The 23,094-nt window shown below is 40.9% G+C and carries 14 protein-coding genes; 5 read left to right on the top strand and 9 right to left on the bottom strand.

The window, feature by feature from the left end:
- Positions 1–303: 303 nt before the first annotated feature.
- The gene (locus tag QUB80_RS06455; RefSeq protein WP_289788683.1) at positions 304–1,935 is read left to right on the top strand and encodes an MFS transporter; all 1,632 of its coding nucleotides are present in this window, start codon (positions 304–306) and stop codon (positions 1,933–1,935) included.
- An 89-nt stretch (positions 1,936–2,024) separates the two neighbouring features.
- On the opposite strand, the gene QUB80_RS06450 is transcribed toward QUB80_RS06455, so the two are convergent.
- From QUB80_RS06450 to QUB80_RS06425, 6 genes are all read right to left on the bottom strand, one after another.
- A complete protein-coding gene (locus QUB80_RS06450) occupies positions 2,025–3,443 on the bottom strand; it encodes a cation:proton antiporter (RefSeq protein ID WP_289788682.1) in 1,419 nt (472 codons plus the stop codon).
- A 276-nt stretch (positions 3,444–3,719) separates the two neighbouring features.
- Positions 3,720–5,438, bottom strand: a complete 1,719-nt coding sequence (gene bicA, locus QUB80_RS06445) for a bicarbonate transporter BicA (protein WP_289788681.1) — start codon at positions 5,436–5,438, stop codon at positions 3,720–3,722.
- Between the two features lie 1,106 nt (positions 5,439–6,544).
- A complete protein-coding gene (locus QUB80_RS06440) occupies positions 6,545–7,414 on the bottom strand; it encodes a nitrate ABC transporter ATP-binding protein (RefSeq protein ID WP_289788680.1) in 870 nt (289 codons plus the stop codon).
- Between the two features lie 200 nt (positions 7,415–7,614).
- Entirely contained in the window at positions 7,615–9,618 is a 2,004-nt protein-coding gene (locus tag QUB80_RS06435; protein ID WP_289788679.1) for an ABC transporter ATP-binding/substrate-binding protein, read from the bottom strand.
- Between the two features lie 101 nt (positions 9,619–9,719).
- Positions 9,720–10,562, bottom strand: coding sequence for a nitrate ABC transporter permease (gene ntrB, locus QUB80_RS06430; RefSeq protein WP_289788678.1), 843 nt, complete (start codon positions 10,560–10,562; stop codon positions 9,720–9,722).
- A 61-nt stretch (positions 10,563–10,623) separates the two neighbouring features.
- Positions 10,624–12,003, bottom strand: coding sequence for a CmpA/NrtA family ABC transporter substrate-binding protein (locus tag QUB80_RS06425; protein ID WP_289788677.1), 1,380 nt, complete (start codon positions 12,001–12,003; stop codon positions 10,624–10,626).
- A gap of 1,045 nt (positions 12,004–13,048) precedes the next feature.
- On the opposite strand from QUB80_RS06425, the gene QUB80_RS06420 reads away from it, so the two are divergent.
- From QUB80_RS06420 to QUB80_RS06410, 3 genes are all read left to right on the top strand, one after another.
- The gene (locus tag QUB80_RS06420) at positions 13,049–14,362 is read left to right on the top strand and encodes an FAD-binding oxidoreductase (protein ID WP_289788676.1); all 1,314 of its coding nucleotides are present in this window, start codon (positions 13,049–13,051) and stop codon (positions 14,360–14,362) included.
- A 56-nt stretch (positions 14,363–14,418) separates the two neighbouring features.
- Complete coding sequence (locus QUB80_RS06415) at positions 14,419–15,774, top strand: (Fe-S)-binding protein (RefSeq protein WP_289788675.1); 1,356 nt, start codon at positions 14,419–14,421, stop codon at positions 15,772–15,774.
- 358 nt (positions 15,775–16,132) lie between these two features.
- Entirely contained in the window at positions 16,133–18,784 is a 2,652-nt protein-coding gene (locus tag QUB80_RS06410) for a hybrid sensor histidine kinase/response regulator (RefSeq protein ID WP_289789090.1), read from the top strand.
- 199 nt (positions 18,785–18,983) lie between these two features.
- On the opposite strand, the gene QUB80_RS06405 is transcribed toward QUB80_RS06410, so the two are convergent.
- Positions 18,984–19,187: a hypothetical protein gene (locus QUB80_RS06405; protein ID WP_289788674.1), complete on the bottom strand. Its 204-nt coding sequence runs from the start codon at positions 19,185–19,187 to the stop codon at positions 18,984–18,986.
- A 213-nt stretch (positions 19,188–19,400) separates the two neighbouring features.
- Between QUB80_RS06405 and QUB80_RS06400 the strand changes: the two genes are divergently transcribed.
- Positions 19,401–20,699, top strand: a complete 1,299-nt coding sequence (locus tag QUB80_RS06400) for a cation:proton antiporter (protein WP_289788673.1) — start codon at positions 19,401–19,403, stop codon at positions 20,697–20,699.
- Here QUB80_RS06400 and QUB80_RS06395 read toward each other — a convergent pair.
- Together QUB80_RS06395 and QUB80_RS06390 are read right to left on the bottom strand one after the other, a co-directional pair.
- Positions 20,683–21,090, bottom strand: coding sequence for a hypothetical protein (locus tag QUB80_RS06395; RefSeq protein WP_289788672.1), 408 nt, complete (start codon positions 21,088–21,090; stop codon positions 20,683–20,685). The two genes, QUB80_RS06400 and QUB80_RS06395, sit on opposite strands and share 17 nt — an antisense overlap.
- A 428-nt stretch (positions 21,091–21,518) precedes the next feature.
- Positions 21,519–22,976, bottom strand: coding sequence for an O-antigen ligase family protein (locus tag QUB80_RS06390; RefSeq protein ID WP_289788671.1), 1,458 nt, complete (start codon positions 22,974–22,976; stop codon positions 21,519–21,521).
- Positions 22,977–23,094: the final 118 nt, after the last annotated feature.

Genomic DNA, 23,094 nt, shown 5'->3' with positions numbered 1-23,094 from the left:
AATTGCTTTTGATTTAGCATAACTAAAGATATGGAGGATATTCAAACCAGATTTAAAGTTTATTTAAAAATAATAAAAAAATTGTATATGTAACAATTACAACTAGAACAACCAAATTAAATGTAAAATATGTCTTGTTTATAACCCCAACTTCTGGTAAGAAGTTGGGAGCCTATGTTTAGATTTTAGTAAGTAATATTACGACATCTTAGTAACACCATCTCAACAACTAAAAATTAGATAGAAAATTATTAATGTCGCAGATTAGGATATTGATTAATACCATCAACTGAGATAAATCTCATGATACAGGAGCGGCAATCATTTCTTCAGAAGTGGTCTTCTCCAATAGGTCTATGCTTGACCCTATTTTTAGTGGCATACAACGTCAGTGTTGTCCCGGCAATCATGCCGCGTATTGTGCGGGATCTAGATTCGAGTGTGGGTAGCATTCAAGGAGCATTAGTGCTGCTGGCTCTGGTTAAAGCCTCATTTGCCCCTACTTGTGAAAATCTGATCAAACAATTTGGGCGCAAAAAAGTCTTGATAGCAGGATTGGGACTGTTCACACTCGGTGTGCTCGCCACCTCCTTCAGTCAGACTATAGGTTTATTTGTTGTTGCCTATTCTTTCATTACTGGATTGGGAGCTACACCCTTGGTTGGCTCACCACGAGATCTGGTCGGTAGAATTTATCAGGAAAAGACAGAAAAATATGCGCTGTTAGCTTTGATTGTCTTCTCAATTATCGGTGGTTTGACAGGAGCGTTACTTGGAGGATGGATTGCTTCTAGATATGGCTGGCGATGGTCTTTTTTTCCAGAATTTATACTCATTCCTGTCATTGCTTTACTGCTGCGAAGCGTTCCCCGAATTCCTCCAACCCAATCTGTGCCATTAGATTGGATTGGAGGACTATTATCATTTTTAGGATTTGGTTTGACTCTTGTTGGTGTCAGTTTGGCAGGTGAATATGGCTGGTGGAAACCCAAACAACCATTTACAATATTTGGAATTGTGATTCCGCCCTTTGCACTCTCAATAGTTCCGGTGTTGATTGCAGTGGGTATGATCTGTTTAGGAATCTTTGCAGCCTGGCAACGACAACAGGCTCAACAAGGAAAAGCCTCACTGCTGCGAGCAGGATTGCTTCGCCACAAGCCTTTTTTGCTGGGGCTATTCACAGCGACTCTGCACACTATGATTACAACAGGAATGCAGTTCAACCTTTATCAGTTCTTACCTGTCATACTGCAACTGAATCCATTCCAAACAGCCCTTGCCGTTTTACCTTTGTCTTTAGCCACTTTAGTTGTGGTTGTCTTTACCACATTCAAAGTCGTTGGACGAGTTCCATCTCAGTTACCAATCTATACTGGACTGACGTTGTTCTGTCTTGGAGTTTGGCTGCTGCATAATGCTATTGGCTTCAATATGACTACTCTAAAGTTGCTGCCTGCCTTGGTAATTATGGGAGCAGGTTCGGGTTTGTTTCTGGCACAAATTGGCACAATTACTTTTTCGACAGTCAACCGAGATCATATCGCTGAAGCTAGTGGCATTTATACCCCATTTCAAAATTTAGGTAATGCATTGGGGCGAGGAATCTTAGGATCTGTCTTGATTGGAACTGCTTCCATTAGAATTGTTGATCAAGCGATCGCACAACTGGGGACAACAGTAACCTTAACGCAGAGAAATGAAGCGATCGCCAAATTAGAACAAGTGATTCAAACCTATAGCCGCGATGAGCGACAAGAATTTTTCAGTAACTTACCTCATGCAATTCAACCCTCCCTCAACACTATTCTCAATACATCTGCGATAGAAGCGATGCAAACCGCTTTATTGTTTATCCTTGCATTGAGTGTATGTTGCTTGTTATTATCATTCTTTCTACCTAAGCACCCCTCTTTGCAAGCAAAGAAGAGTTAGTAAAAACATAGATTCCCGACTTTTCTAAAAAGCCGGGAATCCTACAGAGCGCATTTTACTTAAATTTGATTGCTCTACTTATCAGCTTGTTACCCAGTCACATCAGCTTGTTCGATTATTTCTTCCGCTTCCACAGGCTGTCTGTTAAATGCAACCCTCAAAAAAGGCGGTGCTAAGAAGGTTGTGAGAATAACCATGATAATAATAGCTGCTTGCAAAGGTTTGTCGATTGCACCGCTAGCTGCACCAATCCCAAGGAATACTAAACCCACTTCACCCCGTGGAATCATACCGACACCAATTGCGAGACGATTAATTCCAGATTGACCAAATACTGACCAACCTGTGACTATTTTGCCAAGAATGGCCACTACCACTAAGAAAATAGCAATAATCAATCCTTGCTGATTCTCAGGTACAACGGGATTGAGAACACCTAAATCAACTCTAGCACCGACGGTGACAAAGAAAATTGGCACCAAGATATCAGCAATAGGAATTACTTGCTGATCGAGTTCTTTGCGCTTATCTGTTTCGTCTAAGACTAATCCGGCAGCAAAGGCTCCTAAAATTGCTTCTAAATGAATGGCGTTGCCAATAAAAGCCATGAAGAACGCAAAGATAAATGCAGGGATAACAAGTTTTCCGCGTGTTTGCAGCTTATCGGCAATAGTGACAAAGGTTTTGTTGAAGAATTTACCGAGTAAAATTGAACCGATAAGAAAAACAGTAGCACTGGCAATTAAATAAATAACGTTGAAAACGTCTACTTCACCAGTTTTGGCAAGACTTGCTACTACTGCTAAAACGATGATTCCCAAAACATCATCAATAACAGCAGCTCCAACAATAATCTGTCCTTCTCTCGATTTAAGATGTCCAAGTTCTGATAAAACTTTGGAGGTAATGCCTATACTAGTAGCTGTTAAAGCTGCACCAGCAAAAATCGCGGGAATTGTTGGAGTATGAAACAAAAGCATTAAACCAGCAGTACCAGCCGCAAACGGAACTGCAACACCAACACATGCAACGATCGCTGCTTGATAACCGACTTTCTTGAGTTCCCGTAAGTCAGACTCTAGTCCAATTTCAAATAAAAGGACAATAACGCCTAACTCAGCTAGGATAGAAATCGCCTCGCTTTGGCTTTCAAAAATTGATGTTACCGCTTCCGGGCTGAGGTTATTGATGAGTTGCAGGATATTCATGATTACAGAGTCGGAGGCGTTGGCACCACTTTCGGGAAATACCAACAGATGCAAAGCAGAAGCACCTACTACGACTCCACCAACCAATTCCCCCAACACTGGCGGAAAGTCCATCATCCTAGATAACTCACCACCGAGTTTACTGGCAAAATAAATTACAACTAAACTTAGCAGTACTCCGGTGAGAACAACAGGAGCATATTCTGATTCGGTTGCTGTTGCTAATAACGGAGTTTGCAACGACGAGTTTAAGGCAGATATCCAGGTTAATGAATTTGGTAGTTGTTCGGTAAAAATCATGTTTTCTATCTTTGTAGCGATTAGTTCTCCGGCTTGATCAAAAATTTGTAGTTGAAGTTTGTAGAGACATTAATTGAAAGGGAACAGGAAACGGGGAACAGGAGGTTTTGTGATAAATAAAATTCGCCTTGGGTTTGCTGCGTTTATCGCAACAGGGGGGTTTGGGAGGGGGACTTTAACCCCAACCCTTTACTTTTAACAAGCGCTCCAGTTGGGGTTTTAGATCCCCATAGGGGAACAGATAAAATGTAATTCTCTACACCCACACAATCAGTGCTACTGTGCTGTAGCAGCATCATTAAAATCGCTGCGATATGTACTGCTTGCAGAAACATCTCGATCCAAATTGTTGGCAGTAACAAAAGCAACTGCTTCTTTTATTGCCTCTGTACGATCCATTAGTAGGTGATGTGGGGGTAACAGTTGCAAAATTCCAAAGCGTTCCAACCGCCGTTTAATCTTGCCAGTCGCCCCAACGATAAATACTTGACGCCCTTTCTCGACAGCTTCTTTAATCGCATTCTCAATTGCTAGTGAAGCAGTAACACCCAATAAAGGTACATCGCTCAAATCCACAATTAAAACATCGCAATTTTGTAGGGCGTTGTGTTCACGAGCGATCGCCTTAGAAACTCCAAAAATCATCGGCCCGCTCAAGTAGAATAGCAACACGCGGCCGTTGGCTCGATCTAAGAGTCGTTTTTCTTCATCGCTTAAGATAATTGCATCATCTGTGTCGGTAATAGTCTTGACTTCTTCGGATTGCAAGCTGGAAAGACGCTCAATAGTCAGGATGTTAGCAATGAATACCCCAACACCAACAGCAACAATCAAATCCACAAATACTGTCAGGAACATTACCCCATACATGATGAGTGTTCCCTTGAGAGAAACTTTGTGAGCGCGTTTTAAGAAGCTCCAGTCGAGAATATCTATCCCCACCTTGAGAGCGATCGCTGCTAATACCGCCATTGGAATTGGTTCAGTAAAATTAGCAGCCCACAAAACCACCACCAGCAAAATTAAAGCGCGAGTTAAACCAGATACAGCCGTTTGAGCACCTGTTTGAATATTTACCACAGTCCCCATCGTTGCGCCGGCACCGGGTAAACCACCACACAAACCAGAAACCAAGTTACCAATACCCTGACCAATCAATTCTTTGTCTGATTTGTGTTCAGTTCTAGTCAAACTATCTGCAATTACCGCAGTCAGTAATGTATCAATACATCCCAGCATCCCTAATACTACGCCATCTACAAGCATTACAACGGCTTGGGCAGCAGTAAAAGTGGGTAATTGCAATTCTGGCAGACCCATTGGAATTTCACCAATACGTCTGATATTTGCATCACCGAAAAAGATTAGAGAAACCGCAGTTCCTACAATTAGTGCTACAAGTTGGGGTGGAGCAATACGCTTTAATTTAGATGGTATTAAGAAAATTATTGCCAGCGTCAGCACTCCCAAAATGGTTTCGATGGGATTGATATTTGCGAACAGCTGGGGCAGATTTTGTACCACACCCAGCACCCCACCTTTAGGATTAGGCTGTCCTAGAAAAGGAGCAATTTGTAAAATAATCAAAATTACTCCAATCCCAGACATAAAACCCGAAATCACGCTGTAAGGCATGAGGGTGATGTATTTCCCTAAGCGAAATATTCCAAACAAAATTTGGAATATCCCCGCCAGCATGACTACAGTGAATGCCATTGCCAAGCCATTTTCCGGATTACTTGCAGTCAGTGAAGTGATAATCCCGGTAATGACTACAGTCATTGGGCCTGTTGGCTCAGAAATCAGAGTCGGTGTACCACCAAACAGTGCCGCAAAAAAGCCAACACAAACAGCACCGTAAAGACCGGCTACAGGCCCAGCACCGGAGGCAACACCGAATGCCAAAGCTAGCGGAAGCGAAACAATTGCAGCAGTAAGACCACCAAAAAGATCACCGCGCAAATTTCGGAAATTTATCGTATTAGTTATTTGCATGAGTGGGCAATTAATGACAGTAGAATTGTCGATTCATCCAACTTTTTTCTTGCCATAGATAGCACTCAATCAAACCCCTAGAAACTTGCACTCGTTAGCTCAACTACAACCATGCTATATTTAATCTTAGTTGATTTTTTGCATAGCGATAATTAGCTGAACTAAATCTACATCCAGGCTAGATATATATTTATCCTGGCAGTCTAGATCGCTTGGTATATGCTAAGTGCTGGCAAGAATTAAGCTGTACTCAAGGGCTGTAAAACTAGTTGTATCTAATAGTAAAATTGCTAGCCCAATTCTGAACAAGAATATTTGCTTACAAAATCGTAGTCCTCATTTAATCAACTAGGTAAATTGAGAGTTTTAAAAGCAACACATTTTTTTGCAAGAATAACTTTCTTGCACTTTTTTGTGTTCTAAAATGCATACATGATAAATAACGGTTAGCCTAGATTTACAAAAAAGTAGACTGACGCAACTATCTCATAATTTGGCTAAAAACCGTTAGTTATGTAGAAAACGTATTTAAGTTGTTAAAAATAGCATACAGCTTTTCCAGCCAAAAAAGTTAATACTTAGGCTGCAATTATTAAATAAATATTAGATAGCTTTGATAAGCAATACTTTATGTATCACTAAAATTCCGACGAAAAGTGACAATATATAACTGAGATCATATGATAACTATTGCTTTAAATCAATGCATGAAGAATTTTGGTTATTTACAAGCTACAAAGACATAGGTGAATCTAAGAAGTTCCAACTGATGCTATTGAAGTTATTAAGGAATTAGTAGGGGAGGTAAAAAACGGTCAGATGTTCTGCCTACCGAACTTCAGAGCCTCACTCCGCGAGGAGCTAACGCACTTCGGCGGTAGACGCGTAGACGGACGTAGTCCGGCTTCTCGCAGAGTAGCGGCTTCTGTTAAGTAGCCGCCGCTCTGAGTTCTCGTTTTATTACCGTTGTGTTACGGCTATGCAAGGATTTGAGAGTTTAAGAGAATCAGAACTAGCCGTAGCGCACTGCTTTAACACACTTCATAAATACTCTCTTAGTTCTCGTTACCAGATTGAACCTAGTAACGAGGGTGGTAGGTAGCCAATTAACCTACGTCATCATGGGCATAACGGTTGAAGAGGAAATCAAGGGCATAATTACGCAACTTGTAATATTGTGGATCTTCCATAATCCGGGCGCGATCGCGTGGACGGGGGAAAGGAATTTCCATGACTTCACCGATTTTGGCATGAGGGCCGTTAGTCATCATCACTAACTTGTCTGCTAAAAACAACGCCTCATCGATATCGTGGGTAATCATCAATACCGTGCAGCGATTTTCGTTCCAAATTTTCAGTAACTCTTCCTGTAATTCTTCTTTGGTGATCGCATCCAATGCCCCAAAAGGTTCATCTAAAATTAGGACTTTAGGACGGATTGCCAAAGCGCGGGCAATCGAAACCCGTTGTCTCATCCCACCCGACATTTGAGTAGGCTTTTTCTCCATTGCATCCCCTAAGCCCACCATTGCCAGATGTTCGCGAACGATTGCTGACTTTTCTGCCTCTGGTTTACTGGGATGAACAGCGTTAACAGCCAAATAGATATTTTCAAAAGCAGTTCGCCAAGGTAGCAGGGCATAGTTTTGGAATACAACCATGCGATCGGGACCTGGTTTAGTGATAGGTTTACCCTCTAGCAAGACTTGCCCGGAGGTGGGAGAGTTAAAACCCGATACCATATTCAACAGAGTAGACTTACCACAGCCAGAGTGACCGATGACACAAATAAATTCTCCTTCGCCAACGTTGAGGTTTACTCCATCCAGAACAGTGAAAGGCCCGTTTTTAGTTGAATAAACTTTAGAAACATCTTGAATTTGCAAATAAGGCTTGCGATTAGCAGCTGCGGTGGCTAGAGGTACTCCTAGTCTGTTTGCGGCTGTGTTGGTAACTTTAAAACTGCGGTTTTGCATGTCAGTTAATAGAGGTAAAGGTAGAATTTATCAGGTTAAAGAGGTATAATTCTTAACTTTATGTCTAAGAGTTTGTTGATAAATAAAATCTTCTGAATTTGGTGCGTTACTCATGCTGCCAAGCTTTTGCATTGTCGTAACACACCCTACAAAAATTTTATTTTTATCTTACAAACATACTCTCGGTTAATTGTTAAGAATTAAGCAACTCTTCTTGTCGGTGCATCGAGAATAACTTCTGCAACAGAAAAATCGTGCTTAATCTTCAAGCTGTTGAGATAGGCAATTGGATCGTCAGCGTTAAAGACTGTGCCATCAAATAAATTAATTGGCTGACGAGTGTAACTTGTATCCATACCTAGTTCTCGTGCGGCGGTGCTAAATACACCAACTCGACATACTCGTTCTACAATTTCCACCCAATTTCTGGGGAAAGGTACTTCACCCCAACGTGCTAACTGCGTCATAATCCATATTTGCTCGGTACGACTGGGGCGATTGATGGCAGACTCTGCAAAAAATTGGTGATGGGCATATTCCTGCATCGGATGATCTAAGTCACAAGTAATCTTGTTTGGATCTTCGATTTGGATGTACTCAATATCGGTGCTGACATATTCCCGCCGCGCCAAAATTTCCCGAATTTCTTGAGCATTTTCAGGCAACGAACAGTAATAACAAGCTTCCAACAAAGCTTTAGTCAAGGCAATATAGGTATTGGGGTAAGCTGTTGCCCAATCTTCTCGTACACCAAGAACTTTACCCGGATGTCCCAACCAAACTTCTAAATCGGTAGCAATTGTAAAGCCAACGTTTTCAGCCGCAGCGCGGATGTTCCAAGGCTCACCTACACAGTAACCATCGATAGTCCCAGCTTGCAAGTCAGCTACCATCTGGGCGGGGGGAATAGTTTTTATATCCACGTCTCGATCAGGATCGACACCACCAGATGCCAGCCAGTAACGTAACAGCAAGCTATGCATTGAGGAAGGATGCACTACCCCCATAATGTGCCGTTTGTCACGGGTACTTTTGAGATACTGTTTGAATTCAGCGACAGTTTGTATCCCTTGTTCGTAAAAGCGTTTGGCGAGGGTGATGGCATTACCGTTGCGCGTCATGGTAAGAGAGGTAACAATCGGTAGAGGTCGATTTTCATTACCTCCCAAAGTTAGCCACATCGGCATTCCAGAGGGCATTTGGGCAGCATCTAAATATCCGCCCGCAATGCCATCGACGATTCCGCGCCAACTGGTTTCACGCACTAGGTTGACATCATCTAAACCGTGCTTGGCGAAAAAGCCTTTTTCTTTTGCCACTGCTAGGGGGGCGCAGGCAGTCAGGGGTACAAAGCCAATTTCCAGATTAACTTTTTCTAAACCGTGCTTCGAGACAATTGTAGTTTTGCGTGCGCGAATTTTTTTGATGCGCTTTTGCTGGTTGAGGAAGTAAATCATTTCGCTGCGCAAGCTGTAGTAACTGGGATGTTCTACTACTTCCATCCGCTTGCGAGGTCTAGGAATGTCTACTTCTAGGATGCCACCAATTTTCGATTCCGGCCCATTGGTGAGCATCACAATTCTATCGGAAAGCAGCACTGCTTCATCAACATCGTGGGTAACCATCACGGCGGTGACTTGGTTTTGTTCGCAGATTTGCATTAGTTGTTCTTGCAAATTACCGCGTGTCAGTGCATCCAAAGCACCAAATGGTTCATCCAGCAGCAGTAACTTGGGGCGAATTGCTAAAGCGCGGGCGATCGCTACCCTTTGCTTTTGTCCACCAGATAACATTGCCGGAGGTTTTTCAGCATGAGGACGCAACCCCACCATATCGATATGTTGTTCGACAATAGCGCGACGTTCGCCTGCTGGCAGATGCGTCATCACCGAGTCTACAGCCAAAGTTATATTTTCCCGTACCGTTCGCCAAGGCAGCAACGAATAATTTTGGAAAACTACCATTCGATCAGGCCCTGGTTTGGTAATACGTTTGCCTTCAAGAGTCACCAAACCATCGCTTGGTAAATCCAAACCGGCAATCATATTTAATAATGTGGATTTACCACAACCTGAGTGGCCGATCAGGGAAATAAATTCTCCTTTTTTGATTTCCAAGTCAATACCTTTGAGAGCAATGTATTGTCCACCATTGCTGAGGTTAAAAACCTTATCAATTTGGTCAATTGCAACGAATACAGACATGGCGTTTTGGGAATAGAAAATAGGGGATGGGAAAAGAAGACTTGCTAAGAGTTAATGGCTAATTGCACTTCTACTATTAGCTATTAGCCATTAACTGTTGACTATTTTTGGTCTGCTGGTGGCAAAATCAATGTTTGAATCCAAGCCATTAATTTATCTAAGAGCAAACCAACGGCACCGATGTAAATGAGGGCTAGGATGATTTCGCTGACGTTATTATTTTGATAGGCATCCCAGATGAAAAAGCCAATACCAACAATACCTGACATGACAATTTCGGCTGCGATAATGGCTAACCAAGCTAAACCAATCGCAATTCTCAAACCTGTAAAAATGTAGGGTAGAGCCGCAGGAATGAGAATATTAAAGAAATACTCTTTTTTGGAAAGTTGTAGAACTTTGGCAACGTTGTTGTAATCTTGAGGAATTTCTTTTACACCTACAGCAGTGTTAATTAAAATTGGCCAAATTGCAGTGATGAAAATAACAAACAATGCTGCTGGTTCATTTTGTCGCAAAGCTGCTAAAGAGATAGGAACCCAAGCCAAGGGTGGTACAGTTCTCAATAACTGAAATAGAGGGTCTAAAGCTTTGGACATCGTTTTACTAGTACCAATTAAAATGCCCAAACCTATACCTACAATGGCAGCTAAGGTATAACTAATTGCTACCCTTTTGAGACTAGCAAGAATCTGCCAAAATAAGCCCTTGTCAATTCCGCCTCTGTCATAAAAGGGATACAAAATCAATATCCAGGTGTCTTGAACAACTTGAATTGGCCCTGGTAAGGTTGCTCCTGGCAGCCAAGAAAACAGTTGCCATATAGCTAGAAATATAGCGATTGCAATAACAGGAGGTAAAAGGTCAGGAAATTGCTTTTGCAAGCGCGATAGGAAGCTATTGTCAAAACTAGGGTTAGGACGTCGTCTGCTGGCTACTGTCATGGATTTTGCTCTCCTCTACTCGTGATTTTTGGGGTTTGTTGATTGCTTATGAGTCGTGGTTCTACACACTGACTTTCTTGATTTTGAGGCTCTTTAAGTATGCTTCTGGCTTGTCTGGATCAAACTTGATGCCATCAAAAAATTCTTCTACACCACGAGATGTATTTGTGGGAATGTCAGCAGTAGCTATTCCTGCTTCTTTTGCTGCTTGTTTCCAAATATCTTCACGGTTGACTTTATTGATTAATTCCTTCGCTTTGGCACCATTATTAGCTATGTAATCTTTGGGCAAGAAGTTCCAACGCACACTTTCTGTAATAAACCACAAATCATGGCTCTTGTAAGGATAAGAAACGCTACCTCTTCCATCTTTCCAGTAGTAAGGTGCCATTGATTTATCATTTACTGTGCGCCCATCACCCATGTCGTAATTGCCTTGAAATGGCCCTGCCAAAATTTCTGCTGGTAGATTAAAATAGTTGCGTCCACCGAGAATTTCTGCTGCTTCTTTGCGGTTGTCAAAATTATCTAACCATTGCTGCGCTTCCATAATTCCTTTTAAAAGTGCTCTGGTGGCTTTGGGATTTTTATCAACCCAATCACCTCTCATCGCAAAATATTCTTCCGGGTGATTCTTCCAAATTTCTGCTGTTAATGTTGCCAAAAAGCCAATTTTGTCTTTGACAATACGATAAGGCCAAGGATCGCCGGTACTGAAGGCATCCATTGTTCCTGTCTTCATGTTGGCGACTGTTTGCGCTGCCGGCACCGTTAGCAACTTTATATCTGCATCTGGATCTATACCGCCGGCAGCTAACCAATAGCGAATCCAAAAATCTTGGTTGACTGCGGGAAATGTTTGAGCTGCTGTGAAAGGTGCGTTGCTTGATTTGAGTTGGCTAAATAAAGATTTAGCGCCAGCAAGTTGCAAGCTAATACCCTTGCCTTGGTGCTTACTTGCGATCGCAATTCCGTTCCCATGGGTATTCAACTGCGCTAAAACATACATGGGAATTTTTTGATTGCCCTTGGTAATTAAACCTTCTGTAATTAAATGTGGCATTGGCATCTGCCATTGTCCGCCATCAATCCCACCACCAGCAGATCCAATTTCAACATTATCCCTTGCCGAACCCCAAGAAGCTTGCTTGGAAAGTTCAACATCAGTCATGCCATACTTAGCAAAAAAGCCTCTTTCTTTGGCAATAATTAAAGGCGCTGCTTCAACAATCGGAACGTATCCCAGTTTAACTTTAGTAGTTTCTGGTGCTTGTTCTGGACTAATATTCGCAACTGGCTGCACTGCTGACTGAGTTTGAGCGCTGCCACCACCTGGTTCTGGTGGATTTCCTAAACAACCTTTCAGTAAAACAGCACTAGCAGATAAACTTGCTGTTAATAAAAATTTGCGACGAGTAAATTGGTTGAAAAACTCAGACATGACAACCTCTGTGTAATAAATTTGTTTTTTAGGTATGATAATTTTGGGCAAGAAAAACTTGGTGTTTCTTGCTCTATTAGGGCGTAATTAACGCTATAGACTATTGACCATCAGCCAACATCAAAAAAGGGATGGCACACATCATAAAAATTCTGTATTTGCAATCACGCTTTTGTATTTAGAAAATTTATTCACGCTGTTTCTTTTCAATAGCTTACAGCTTTTCAGACAAAAAAGTTCATTTCCAACCAGTGATTATTAAATAAATATTAGATTAGTGATATAAGAAAAAGTTTATATTAATGGCTAAATGTTACTTGGGATTACTATGGAAGAGCTAAACTCCTATTATATGTATCATTAAATATCTATGCTTGATATCAATTATGCATTTTTTAAGTAGATTTTGGATGTAATCATTGATAAAAACGATGATAATTACAGGCATATTTCTATGTATGTAAGAATTTACGAAATATAAATTAATAAAGCTAGTTGATAAAGACAAACAAGATATTAATAAGAGATAAATAAGAGATAAATAAGTATTACTGACATTGAATCGAGGTGCGCTACGTAGAGGAATCAAATTTTCTGAGGGTTCCTTTCCCTAGCCACAAGTACTTAGTCCCTAATTTTCCTTGACAAATTTCAGGGATTGTAGTTAGAAATGATGATCGCTATTTTGCATACTATATATAGTTGTCATATAGTTGTCGAGAAACAATCGCATACCAAACAATACCCTTTACCTTTTCCCCTTCGCCTTCTTATCCCACGAGCTACGAACTTTAAACAATGAGGGGTTCGGGGAGCTATAAGTTCCGCGCTCATGCTACGCATAGAGCGTCGGGATACATTTCTCTAGGGAAGAGGATTTTACTTTTGGAGCGATCGCACTTTTTAAGTCATGTTCACCAGTAAGTTATACCTAGGTGGACATAGTTAACCAAAGTATGAAACCCTATCAAGAAGAAACTTTTAACTGCTATCTTCTGCCCTCTGCCTTTTATACAGGGAGTAAAACATAAAATTGATGAAAGCAATGTCTAGTAAACAGCTGCCACCCCATATGTGTACTTCTGAACTTGCATCTATTGTGGGCGAAGATGCTGTATGTCTTTGGGAACATTTAACACCTACTGAGCAAAAACCTTTATTAGAAGCAATATCATCTGGAAATCATCCTATTTGTATTGTTTATCCCCAAACTACAGAACAACTAGCTCGTGCGATCGCCCAAGCCCACCATAATAACTGGCGAGTTCTTGCTTGTGGCAGTGGTAGTAAACTCAGTTGGGGAGGGTTAATCAAGGAAGTTGATTTTGTAGTTAGTACAGAACGTCTCAAACAGTTAATTAATCATGCCGTCGGCGATCTGACAGTTACAGTCGAAGCGGGAATGAAGTTCTGTGAACTCCAGTCTATTTTGGCTAAAGCTAATCAATTTCTTGCCCTTGATCCTGTAGTGCCAGAATCAGCAACTATCGGTGGTATTGTTGCTACAGCAGATACAGGTTCTCTCAGGCAGCGTTATGGTAGCGTTCGCGATCAACTGTTGGGCATCAGCTTTGTACGTGCCGATGGACAAATCGCTAAAGCCGGAGGACGAGTGGTAAAAAATGTTGCCGGTTATGACTTAATGAAGTTGTTTACGGGTTCTTACGGCACTTTGGGAGTAATTACTCAAGCCACGTTTCGTGTTTATCCGTTACCGCAAATATCGGGAACTGTAGTACTGACTGGCACGGCAGAGAATGTATCCCAAGCAGCTGCGACTCTGCGTAATTCAGCACTGACACCGACTCAGGCAGATTTACTTTCTTCTCAACTAGTATCTAGCTTGGGCTTAGGTAAAAAATTGGGATTAATTGCACGCTTCCAAAGTATAGCTGAGAGTGTGAGGGAACAGTCAAACCGACTTGTGGAAGTAGGACAACAGTTGGATTTACAAGGAATTATTTATTCGGCAGCAGACGAAGCTGATTTATGGCAAAGATTACGAGAATCAATTCATTCTCGTGGCAATGAGTCGGTAATTACTTGCAAAATAGGAGTATTACCCACAGCTGCACTGAAAGTTTTAACTCAGGCGCAAAAGGGTGTAATTCATATTGCTAGCGGTTTGGGGGTATTGCAGTTTGAAAGTGAAGTAGGGGTTAAGCAAGTTTTACAGATGCGATCGCTCTGTGAGGCGAATAGGGGTTTTCTGACTATTTTGGAAGCGCCAGTGATGGTTAAACAAAAATTAGATGTGTGGGGTTACACTGGCAATGCTTTGGAGATCATGAAGCGACTAAAAGTACAGTTTGACACTAAAGATATTTTAAGTTCTGGTCGTTTTGTGGGTGGAATTTAGGCAATAAACCACAAAGACACAAAGAACCCGAAGGGAAGAGGGGAGAGGAATTTAATATGCAAGTTTCGGATGATTCTATTCAGAACATAGCGAGTTTGAAGAATTTGAAGGGGTTTGATGCTAATCATCCGCCCGATCCAAAGTTGATTGATAGTTGTGTGCATTGTGGGTTTTGTCTTTCGACTTGCCCTAGCTATCGGGTGATTGGCAAGGAGATGGATTCTCCTAGAGGACGTATCTATTTAATGGATGCGATTAATGAAGGCGAAATTGCACTGAATACGGCAAGTGTGGAACATTTTGATTCTTGTTTGGGTTGTCTTGCTTGTGTGACGACTTGCCCTTCTGGTGTGCAATACGATAAGTTAATTTCTGCTACTCGCCACCAAGTTGAACGTAATTATCCGCGCAGTTTTTTTGATAAATTATTGCGGCAGGTGATATTTTCTTTGTTTCCTAGACCAAATATTTTAAGAATATTACTGGTGCCATTATTTGTTTATCAGAAGTTAGGTTTTTCTAAGTTATTTCGCAATAGTGGTTTACTCAAGAAAATTTCTCCTCGATTGGCGGCGATGGAATCGATTTTACCGGAAATTACTTTGAAATCTTTTCAGAATAATTTAGCGGATGTGATTCCAGCAAAAGGTAAAAAACGCTATCGAGTCGGAGTAATTTTGGGATGCGTGCAGCGTTTATTTTTCTCGCCTGTGAATGAAGCAACGGTGCGAGTTTTAACTGCAAATGGTTGTGAGGTGATTATTCCTAAATCTCAAGGTTGTTGTGCGGCGCTTCCCGAACATCAAGGGCAAACTGAACAAGCTAAAGCTTTGGCTCGGCAGATGATTGATAGTTTTGAGAATACTGGTGTAGATTTTGTGATTATCAATGCTGCTGGATGTGGTCATACTTTAAAGGAATACGGTCATATTTTAGAAGATGATCCAGAATATCGGGAAAAGGCGAAGGAGTTTGCCGGAAAAGTCAGAGATGCACAAGAGTTTTTGGCGACAGTTGGGTTAACGACAAAACTTTCGCCATTGCGTGAAAAACCTTTAAATTTGGTTTATCAAGATGCGTGTCACCTCTTGCACGGACAAAAGATTAGCGTGCAACCACGGCAGTTGTTACAGCAAATTCCAGGGGTGAAATTGAAAGAACCTTTAGATGCTGCAATATGTTGTGGTAGTGCGGGAGTATATAATATGCTGCAACCGGAAGTAGCGGAAGAATTAGGAAGGCAAAAAGTCTGGAATTTATTGAATACTGGTGCTGATTTGATTACTTCACCTAATCCGGGTTGTGCATTGCAGATTAGTAAGCATTTAAAATTGCAAGGTAAGGAAGTAGCGATCGCTCATCCGATGGAGTTGTTAGATTATTCAATTCGAGGAGAGAAGTTAAAAATTTAATCTCACCCCCTACTCCTCTCATTTGTTAAGGCTATGGTGTACACACAAGTCTATTTTTTCTCATTACCATGCTCTGCATGGTGATGAAAATTGGAAGGCTCTGCCTCATGATTAGAGGCGGAGCCTCAATCCATGCTTTTCCAGCCTCCAGCCTGGGAAAGAGGAAAGTTTTTGGGGCTGAAGTTTGAGCTTTTGAGGATGCGATCGCATTCTTTCTGGACGTATTGCCATCCAAAATTACGATTCGCTGTAGGATAAGTTAAAGAATCATCTCAGTATGAACTAGAGCGATCGCCTTTTATGAAAATTTTTGTATCTGCTGCTTACTAAGGAAGCTTTTTCTAAAAATCCAATGATGATGAAAGATGAGAAAAAGACTAAAAAGCAGCTGATTAGAGAATTAGCTGCGCTGCGTCAAAACTTTTCTAACTTACAAAAATTAGTTGTTCAGCAGCAGGCAAAAGCGGTACAGCAACAGAAAATGCAGCGAGATCAACGACTCACAAATAGGGAGCATTCCATCCAGGGGGATTTGAACTTAGATATTGTGCTTCAGAAAAGCCAGCTGTACGAAAAAACTCAAGCTCTCCTGCAAAAAGAGCAGGCTCTCAAGCAGGTGATTCAAAGTATCCGCAATTCTCTAGACTTAGAAACTATTTTTGCCACAGCAGTACGTGAGATTGCTCCGCTTTTAGGAGCCGAGCGAGTTCATATTGTGCAGTACCTACCCGAACGTCAACTGTGGTTAAATGTGATGGATTATTGCCAAACTCCAGAGCTACCAAGTGCTTTGGGGTTAGAAATTCCTGATGTTGGCAACGAGATTGCCGCCCGACTCAAGCGCTTGGAAGTTGTGCAAATAGAAGACTCCAGCACTTGTTCAGATGAAATTAATCGCAGCTATGCTCAAACTTATCCTGGAGCGTGGTTGTTAGTACCATTGCACTTTGGCTCTTCGATTTGGGGCAGTCTCGGCTTAGTCAGAAATAAGCAACCGTTGTCTTGGCAACCAGAGGAAGTAGAATTAATCCTGGCAGTAGCCGATCAACTAGCGATCGCTATTCAGCAATCTATACTCTTGCTGCAACTACAAGCCGAACTCACCGAACGTCAGCAAATAGAAACTGCACTGCAACAAAAGCAGTATTTTCTGCACAGAATTTTGGAAACAACTCCAGACATTATCTATGTTTATGATTTAGTAGAACAGCGCAATATTTATATAAATCGCCAAATTTGGGAGATTCTTGGCTACACCTCACACCAAATTCAATCAATGGGAGAGACTGTATTACCAACTCTTGTTCATCCGGATGATATGCCAAGAGTTACAGAACACCTTAAAAGTTTTCTTAGTCTCAATGAAGGTGAAGCCACTGAAATAGAATACAGAATGAAACACGCTCATGGGGAGTGGCGTTGGTTGAGTAGTCGTGAAACTGTATTCACGAAAAATGCAGATGGTGTGCCAGTACAAATTTTAGGTGCGGCTAGTGATATCACTAAGCGCAAGCAGGCAGATGAACAAATTTGTGAACAAGCTGCTTTGCTTGATATTGCTACAGATGCAATTGTGATTCAAGATTTGGAAAACAAAATTTTATTCTGGAACAAAAGCGCCGAGCGAATTTATGGTTGGCAAGCACAAGAAGCTTTGGGTAAAAATGCCAATCAGCTCCTGTACAAGCAAAAATCGCTGCAATTGAAAGAAGCTCTAGACCAAGTTAACCTTGTAGGTGAATGGTATGGAGAATTATATCAACTAGGCAAAGATGGTAAAGAAATAATCGTTGCCAGCCATTGGACTCTTGTACGTGATCAACAAGGTACTCCAAAATCTATCCTTACTGTCAATAGCAATATCACACAAAAAAAACAACTCGAAGCCCAGTTTCTTCGTGCTCAACGATTGGATAGCTTAGGTACCCTTGCAAGTGGCATTGCTCACGACCTCAATAATATCCTGACTCCAATGCTAATGTCTGCTCAACTTTTGCAAATGAAAATCTCTGATGAGCAACATCAGCCACTAATTCAAACCTTGACGAATAATACTCAACGCGGTGCTGCTTTGGTTAAGCAAGTGTTATCGTTTGCTCGTGGTGTTGAAGGTAAGCGCACGATTTTACAGCTTCAGCATTTAATCTTAGAAATTAAGCAGTTTGCTCAACAAACTTTTCCCAAACACATCGAATTTAGTATAGAAATTGCATCAAACCTTTGGACTATTTCTGGAAATGCTACACAACTTCATCAGATGTTAATGAATCTGATAATTAATGCTCGCGATGCCATGTCTAACGGAGGGATTTTGAGTATCACTGCTGAAAATTTCTACGTTGATGAAACTTATGCCAAGATGAATCTTGATGCTTCTGTTGGCCCGCATATTGTTATTAATGTTCAGGATACTGGAATCGGTATGCCTCCAGAAATATTAGATAAAATTTTTGAGCCTTTTTTCACAACTAAAGAAGTTGGACAAGGTACAGGATTGGGACTTTCAAGTGTACTTGGTATTATTAAAAGCCACGACGGTTTTATTAATGTTTATAGTACTGTTGGTAAAGGAACGCAATTTCAAGTTTTTTTAAAAGCAGTAGTACAAAAGCCAACGCAACAAACAACAGAGACAGAATTACTTGCAGGCAATGGAGAATTAATTTTAGTAGTAGATGATGAAATAGAAATTTTAGAGATTACTAAAACAACTCTTTTGAGATATAACTATAGAGTTCTTACTGCTAAAAATGGTATTGAAGCAATAGATATTTACATTCAAAATCGAGGTGCAATCAGTGCAATTCTGGTTGATATGATGATGCCTATTATGGATGGTTTAACTACCATTCGTACTTTGCAAAAAATTAATCCACTTGTTAAAGTTATCTCATCTAGCGGACTTTCAGAAAGTAAGCAGCTTTGTCAAGTATGTGGCACAACAACATTTTTGTTAAAACCATATTCAATTAAGCAATTATTAGAAGTTTTACATAATACTATTAATTAAGTTTTTGAGCCCTGGCGACTAGAAGTCGCGGCTACACAAACATAGATGCCGGAGGCGGTGAGGGGTTCGCATCTCCTACGAAGTTATACTATTTCACGAAAAGGCTGATATGGATGTACCCCACCGCCTACGGCACCTCCCCTTAGTAGGGGGAGGTTGGGAGGGGTTGAATATGAATCACTCAAAAAGTGAAATGGTATTAGCGCGCTGCAAAGGTTGCGATCACATATTCCCAAGGGGTGCAAGTGTTGATGTGTACCAGATCTGGATGCAAGCGATGTAATGCCTGAAGATGTGCAAATTCTGAGTAAACTTCTGTTGCAGGTAATACCACTTGTTTTACTTTGGTTCTGTGGCGGATGATTGCATCTACTACCAATTGGCAAATACCGACTATCGTCACTTCAAAATCCACTTATTACATTTGTAACTAAGTGTGCAAGGCTAATTTCTGCGACGCAAATCCCAGCAGAGTCAGTGTAGTCTACCATGTGCATAACTAGTCAAAAGTGAATAGAAAATAACTTCTATAAATCTATCTGAAGGTAAATTTGACCATAAAGCAATCATCAGTAAACTTTCAATGCAAAGCCCTTTTTTAGTCTCATAAATTCTTATGATAGATATTTATATTATTGACCTATTTGTTATTGGTCTACTATTACTATTTGTGACATTGGGGTCGGGTTGGATTTCGCGTCTACCCCTTTCTTTTGCCATTATTTATTTAGTAGTTGGTATTATTTTAGGCCCTTATGGTTTTGAATTAATTCAATTACGTCGTGCTGGAGTATTCAATGCCCAAGTACTAGAGCGTTTAACAGAATTTGTAGTAATTATTTCAGTTTTTAGTTGTGGTTTAAAAATTGTTCGTCCATTGGGCTGGCGTTCTTGGAGTATTACAACGCGGCTCATAGTATTTTTGATGCCATTTTCTATTTTTGGAATAGCTATTGTAGGCAGATTATTTTTAGGTATGAATTGGGGAGAGGCAATTTTGTTAGGAGCGATTCTTGCTCCTACAGATCCAGTTTTAGCTTCAGAAGTTCAACTGACTGATACAAATGATGAAGATGAGTTACGTTTTGGTTTAACTTCAGAAGGTGGGTTAAATGATGCTTTAGCCTTTCCATTTGTTTATTTTGGTCTTTATGCTTTAAAAGATAATAATTGGAATAACTGGTTAAAAAATTGGGTAAGTATTGATTTAATTTGGGCTATTGCTGCTGGCATTGGCATGGGAGTTATTGTAGCTAAAGCAGTAATATGGATTGAGCATAAAATTCAAAAACGTCGTCGTCCTGATGAATTGATGGAGGATTTTATAGCCATTAGTACAATTTTATTAACTTATTCACTCACAGAAATTGTTAATGGCTATGGATTTCTTGCTGTATTTGTAGCTGGGTTAGTTGTACAGAGAAGTTATAAAAATCCAGAACATACCGTGGCAAAATTGGAATTCATAGAGCGCATGGAAAAGCTATTAGAAGTAGGAACCATTTTACTATTGGGTTCAATATTATTATTTCAACCCATGCTCACTTATGCGAGCCAATCCTTATTAGTAATAGTATTTTTGTTTTTTATCATTCGACCCCTTGGTGCTTGGATAAGTACAATTGGTAAACGTTCCCCTTCTTCACGCCGTCGTTATTTGCATCCATTTACCCGTGGGTTGTTTGGTTGGTTTGGGATTCGTGGTGTAGGCTCTTTATATTATCTTGCCTATGCCTTTGGTCATGGTTTGAAAGGCAAAATAGGTGAAGAAATTTCTTGGATTACTTATACAACTATTGTTGTTTCTGTAATTATCCACGGTATTAGCTCCACTCCATTAATGAATTTGTATGAACGCTATATTGCTGAACGTAGAGATACTCATCCGCCTGCAACAATTAGTGAATTTGAGTAATTTTGTGCGATCGCCCCTCATACCAATGCGTGGATTTTGGAATTTGCGAAAAGTTTGTATACGCGGAGTGACTTCCCGTAAGGGTGCGGTGAGCAGCGCCTTGGTGAGCCAGCGCTCTTGGTAGGGTTTCCAACGGACAGTTCCTACAACGGGGCGAAGCCCTCCGAAGTCTCCCCAACGGGGGAAACCCCCGCACGGCGCTTCTGTTGGCAACGGACTGTCCTCCTCCACAGGCGACTGGCGTAGACACGTAGACGGACGTAGTCCGGCTTCTCGCAGAGTAGTGGATAAGCGAAAGTAAGGCTTCCCCGACTTGTGGCGACTGCGTACACGCGAAGCGGGTTCTCGTTAGAGTACCCGGAGGGAGGTTTCCTCCGCTCAAACTTTTCAAGACGGATTTTGGATTCAAAACATTGATTAATAGGCTAGTCCACAATTTTGAAACAAGACTCCCACGTGCCAATTTGGTATAAAACTACAAGGTACTTAAATCATCACAAAATAAATAAGGGCATCTTTTTATAGACGCCCATTTTGCAGGAGAACACCCACAAGGGGTGAACCTACGCTTCCCAACTATCAGCAACAGTGACTAATTTGCGATTAGCCACACTCACAATCACAGGTGTGATTACAGTAATATTAGTCACTATAAAATAGATTAGCCACTGTATTAATACTTAGAAAAATTATAACTTACTAGGACAGTAAGTCAGTCAAAATGTAAAAACACAAACCCCTAAAATATTGGGAAATTTGGGGGTCTTATTAGCCGCAAAACTTACAATTTTGCAATGGTTAATTACACTTGATCATCAGCTAAAGTGAATACTTATAGTGATTAATTATACCAGGAATTGAACTTAAAAGTAGCCACGAAATTGTATTTAACCGAAAATCGAAGAGAGTTACATCAGCTGTATTAAATAGTATCCATGCTCCATAGACTAGCAAATAACTAAAAAAGATTAATTTATCTTCTTTTTCAAAATATTGTGAATTTTGTAAAAGTTTAGCTCCCCCGATAAAAATCCAGCCTAGTAAAACACAAAATAAGAGAGTGGCTGGCAACCCAATTTCTGCACAGAGCATCAAAAACAGATTATGGGGATGACCTAACCAGATTTGTGTTTGTGTTTCGTAAAGTTGAGTAAAATTGCGTAAACCCCAACCAGTCCAAGGACGCTTTTGAGACATCGACCAAGCAAACTGCCATTGGGTTTTGCGCAGTAGTCCTATCGGTCGATCTGGATACAATTGGTCGTTTAATCGCGCCCAAAAGTAAGCTGGAACAATTTTACGAAACCAAGCACCAATTGATAAGGGAGCAAAAGCAGCTAAAAATATGCTTGTCACAAAGCCAGTGACGCCAGCGACAGCAATATGCCAGCCCTGATATAGGGCATAGGCTAGACAAGCAAAACAAGCGATCGCCCATCCATTTCGAGAATTAGTCAAAATCAATGCCACGAAATTAGCAATCACCACTACAGTTAGGAAAAGCAAGGAAAGGGTAGCAGAAATTCTTCCCTGTTCCTCCGAACTTCTGAGCCTCGCTTTACGAGGGGCTAACGCTAACGGAGGAAACCTCCGCACCCTGCGGGAAGCCGCAGAAGCGTCTAAAGAGTTCTCTGTGTTCCCTATCCCCTGTTCCCTATTTCTGTTGCATCTTATAAATACTTGATAAGTATCTAGCCATAATCCCAATCCAAGAATAAAAACTATCACCAAGTAGGCAGCCAAGATGTTTGCATACATAAAAATGGCAGCCATCCGCCCAGGTGGGTTTCCTCCCGGTGCGATCGCCCATCCCAGAAAGCCTTCCCATTGCTGGGTGGTATGCCAACTGTAAAATAGTTGCCCCAAGCCAATTACTACTATCGGGACAGAGTTAACTACCAAAATCCAAGATAGTCGTCGCAGTTGTTCTGGTGTTTGAATTAAGGTACTAAAGCCAGCAAAAAATAAAATGAAGGGTAAGAAATTAAATAAGCCAAGAATTGCTTCTTTTTTGTCAAAAGCAAAGATGGTGGAAATGATTAACAATACAATGAAAAGCGCAAAACCTATATTTAGTGGATGATAAATAATTTTGCGACATTTTTGCAGCCATGTTACTAGCATTGCTAAACCCAAAACCACGCCCCCAATCAATGGGGTGAATGGAAAGACAAGCAATCCTAGCTCGGCACAATTCCAAGCAAATTGGAGCTTAGGATCAGGATGTTGAAGAAAAGGCAATTTATATTTTGTCATTAGTCCTTTGTTATTAGTCATTAGCCATTAGTGTTTTGTCTTTTATCTTTTGTTATGTTGTCAGTTATTTTTTGTTTTACACTGACGACTGACGAACGACCAATGACTCATGACTAATTACTCATGACTCATGACTATA

Source organism: Chlorogloeopsis sp. ULAP01 (assembly GCF_030381805.1).
Lineage (GTDB): Bacteria > Cyanobacteriota > Cyanobacteriia > Cyanobacteriales > Nostocaceae > Chlorogloeopsis.
Note: the sequence above shows the minus strand (reverse complement) of the source record. Positions and strands in the feature narration are given on the sequence as shown.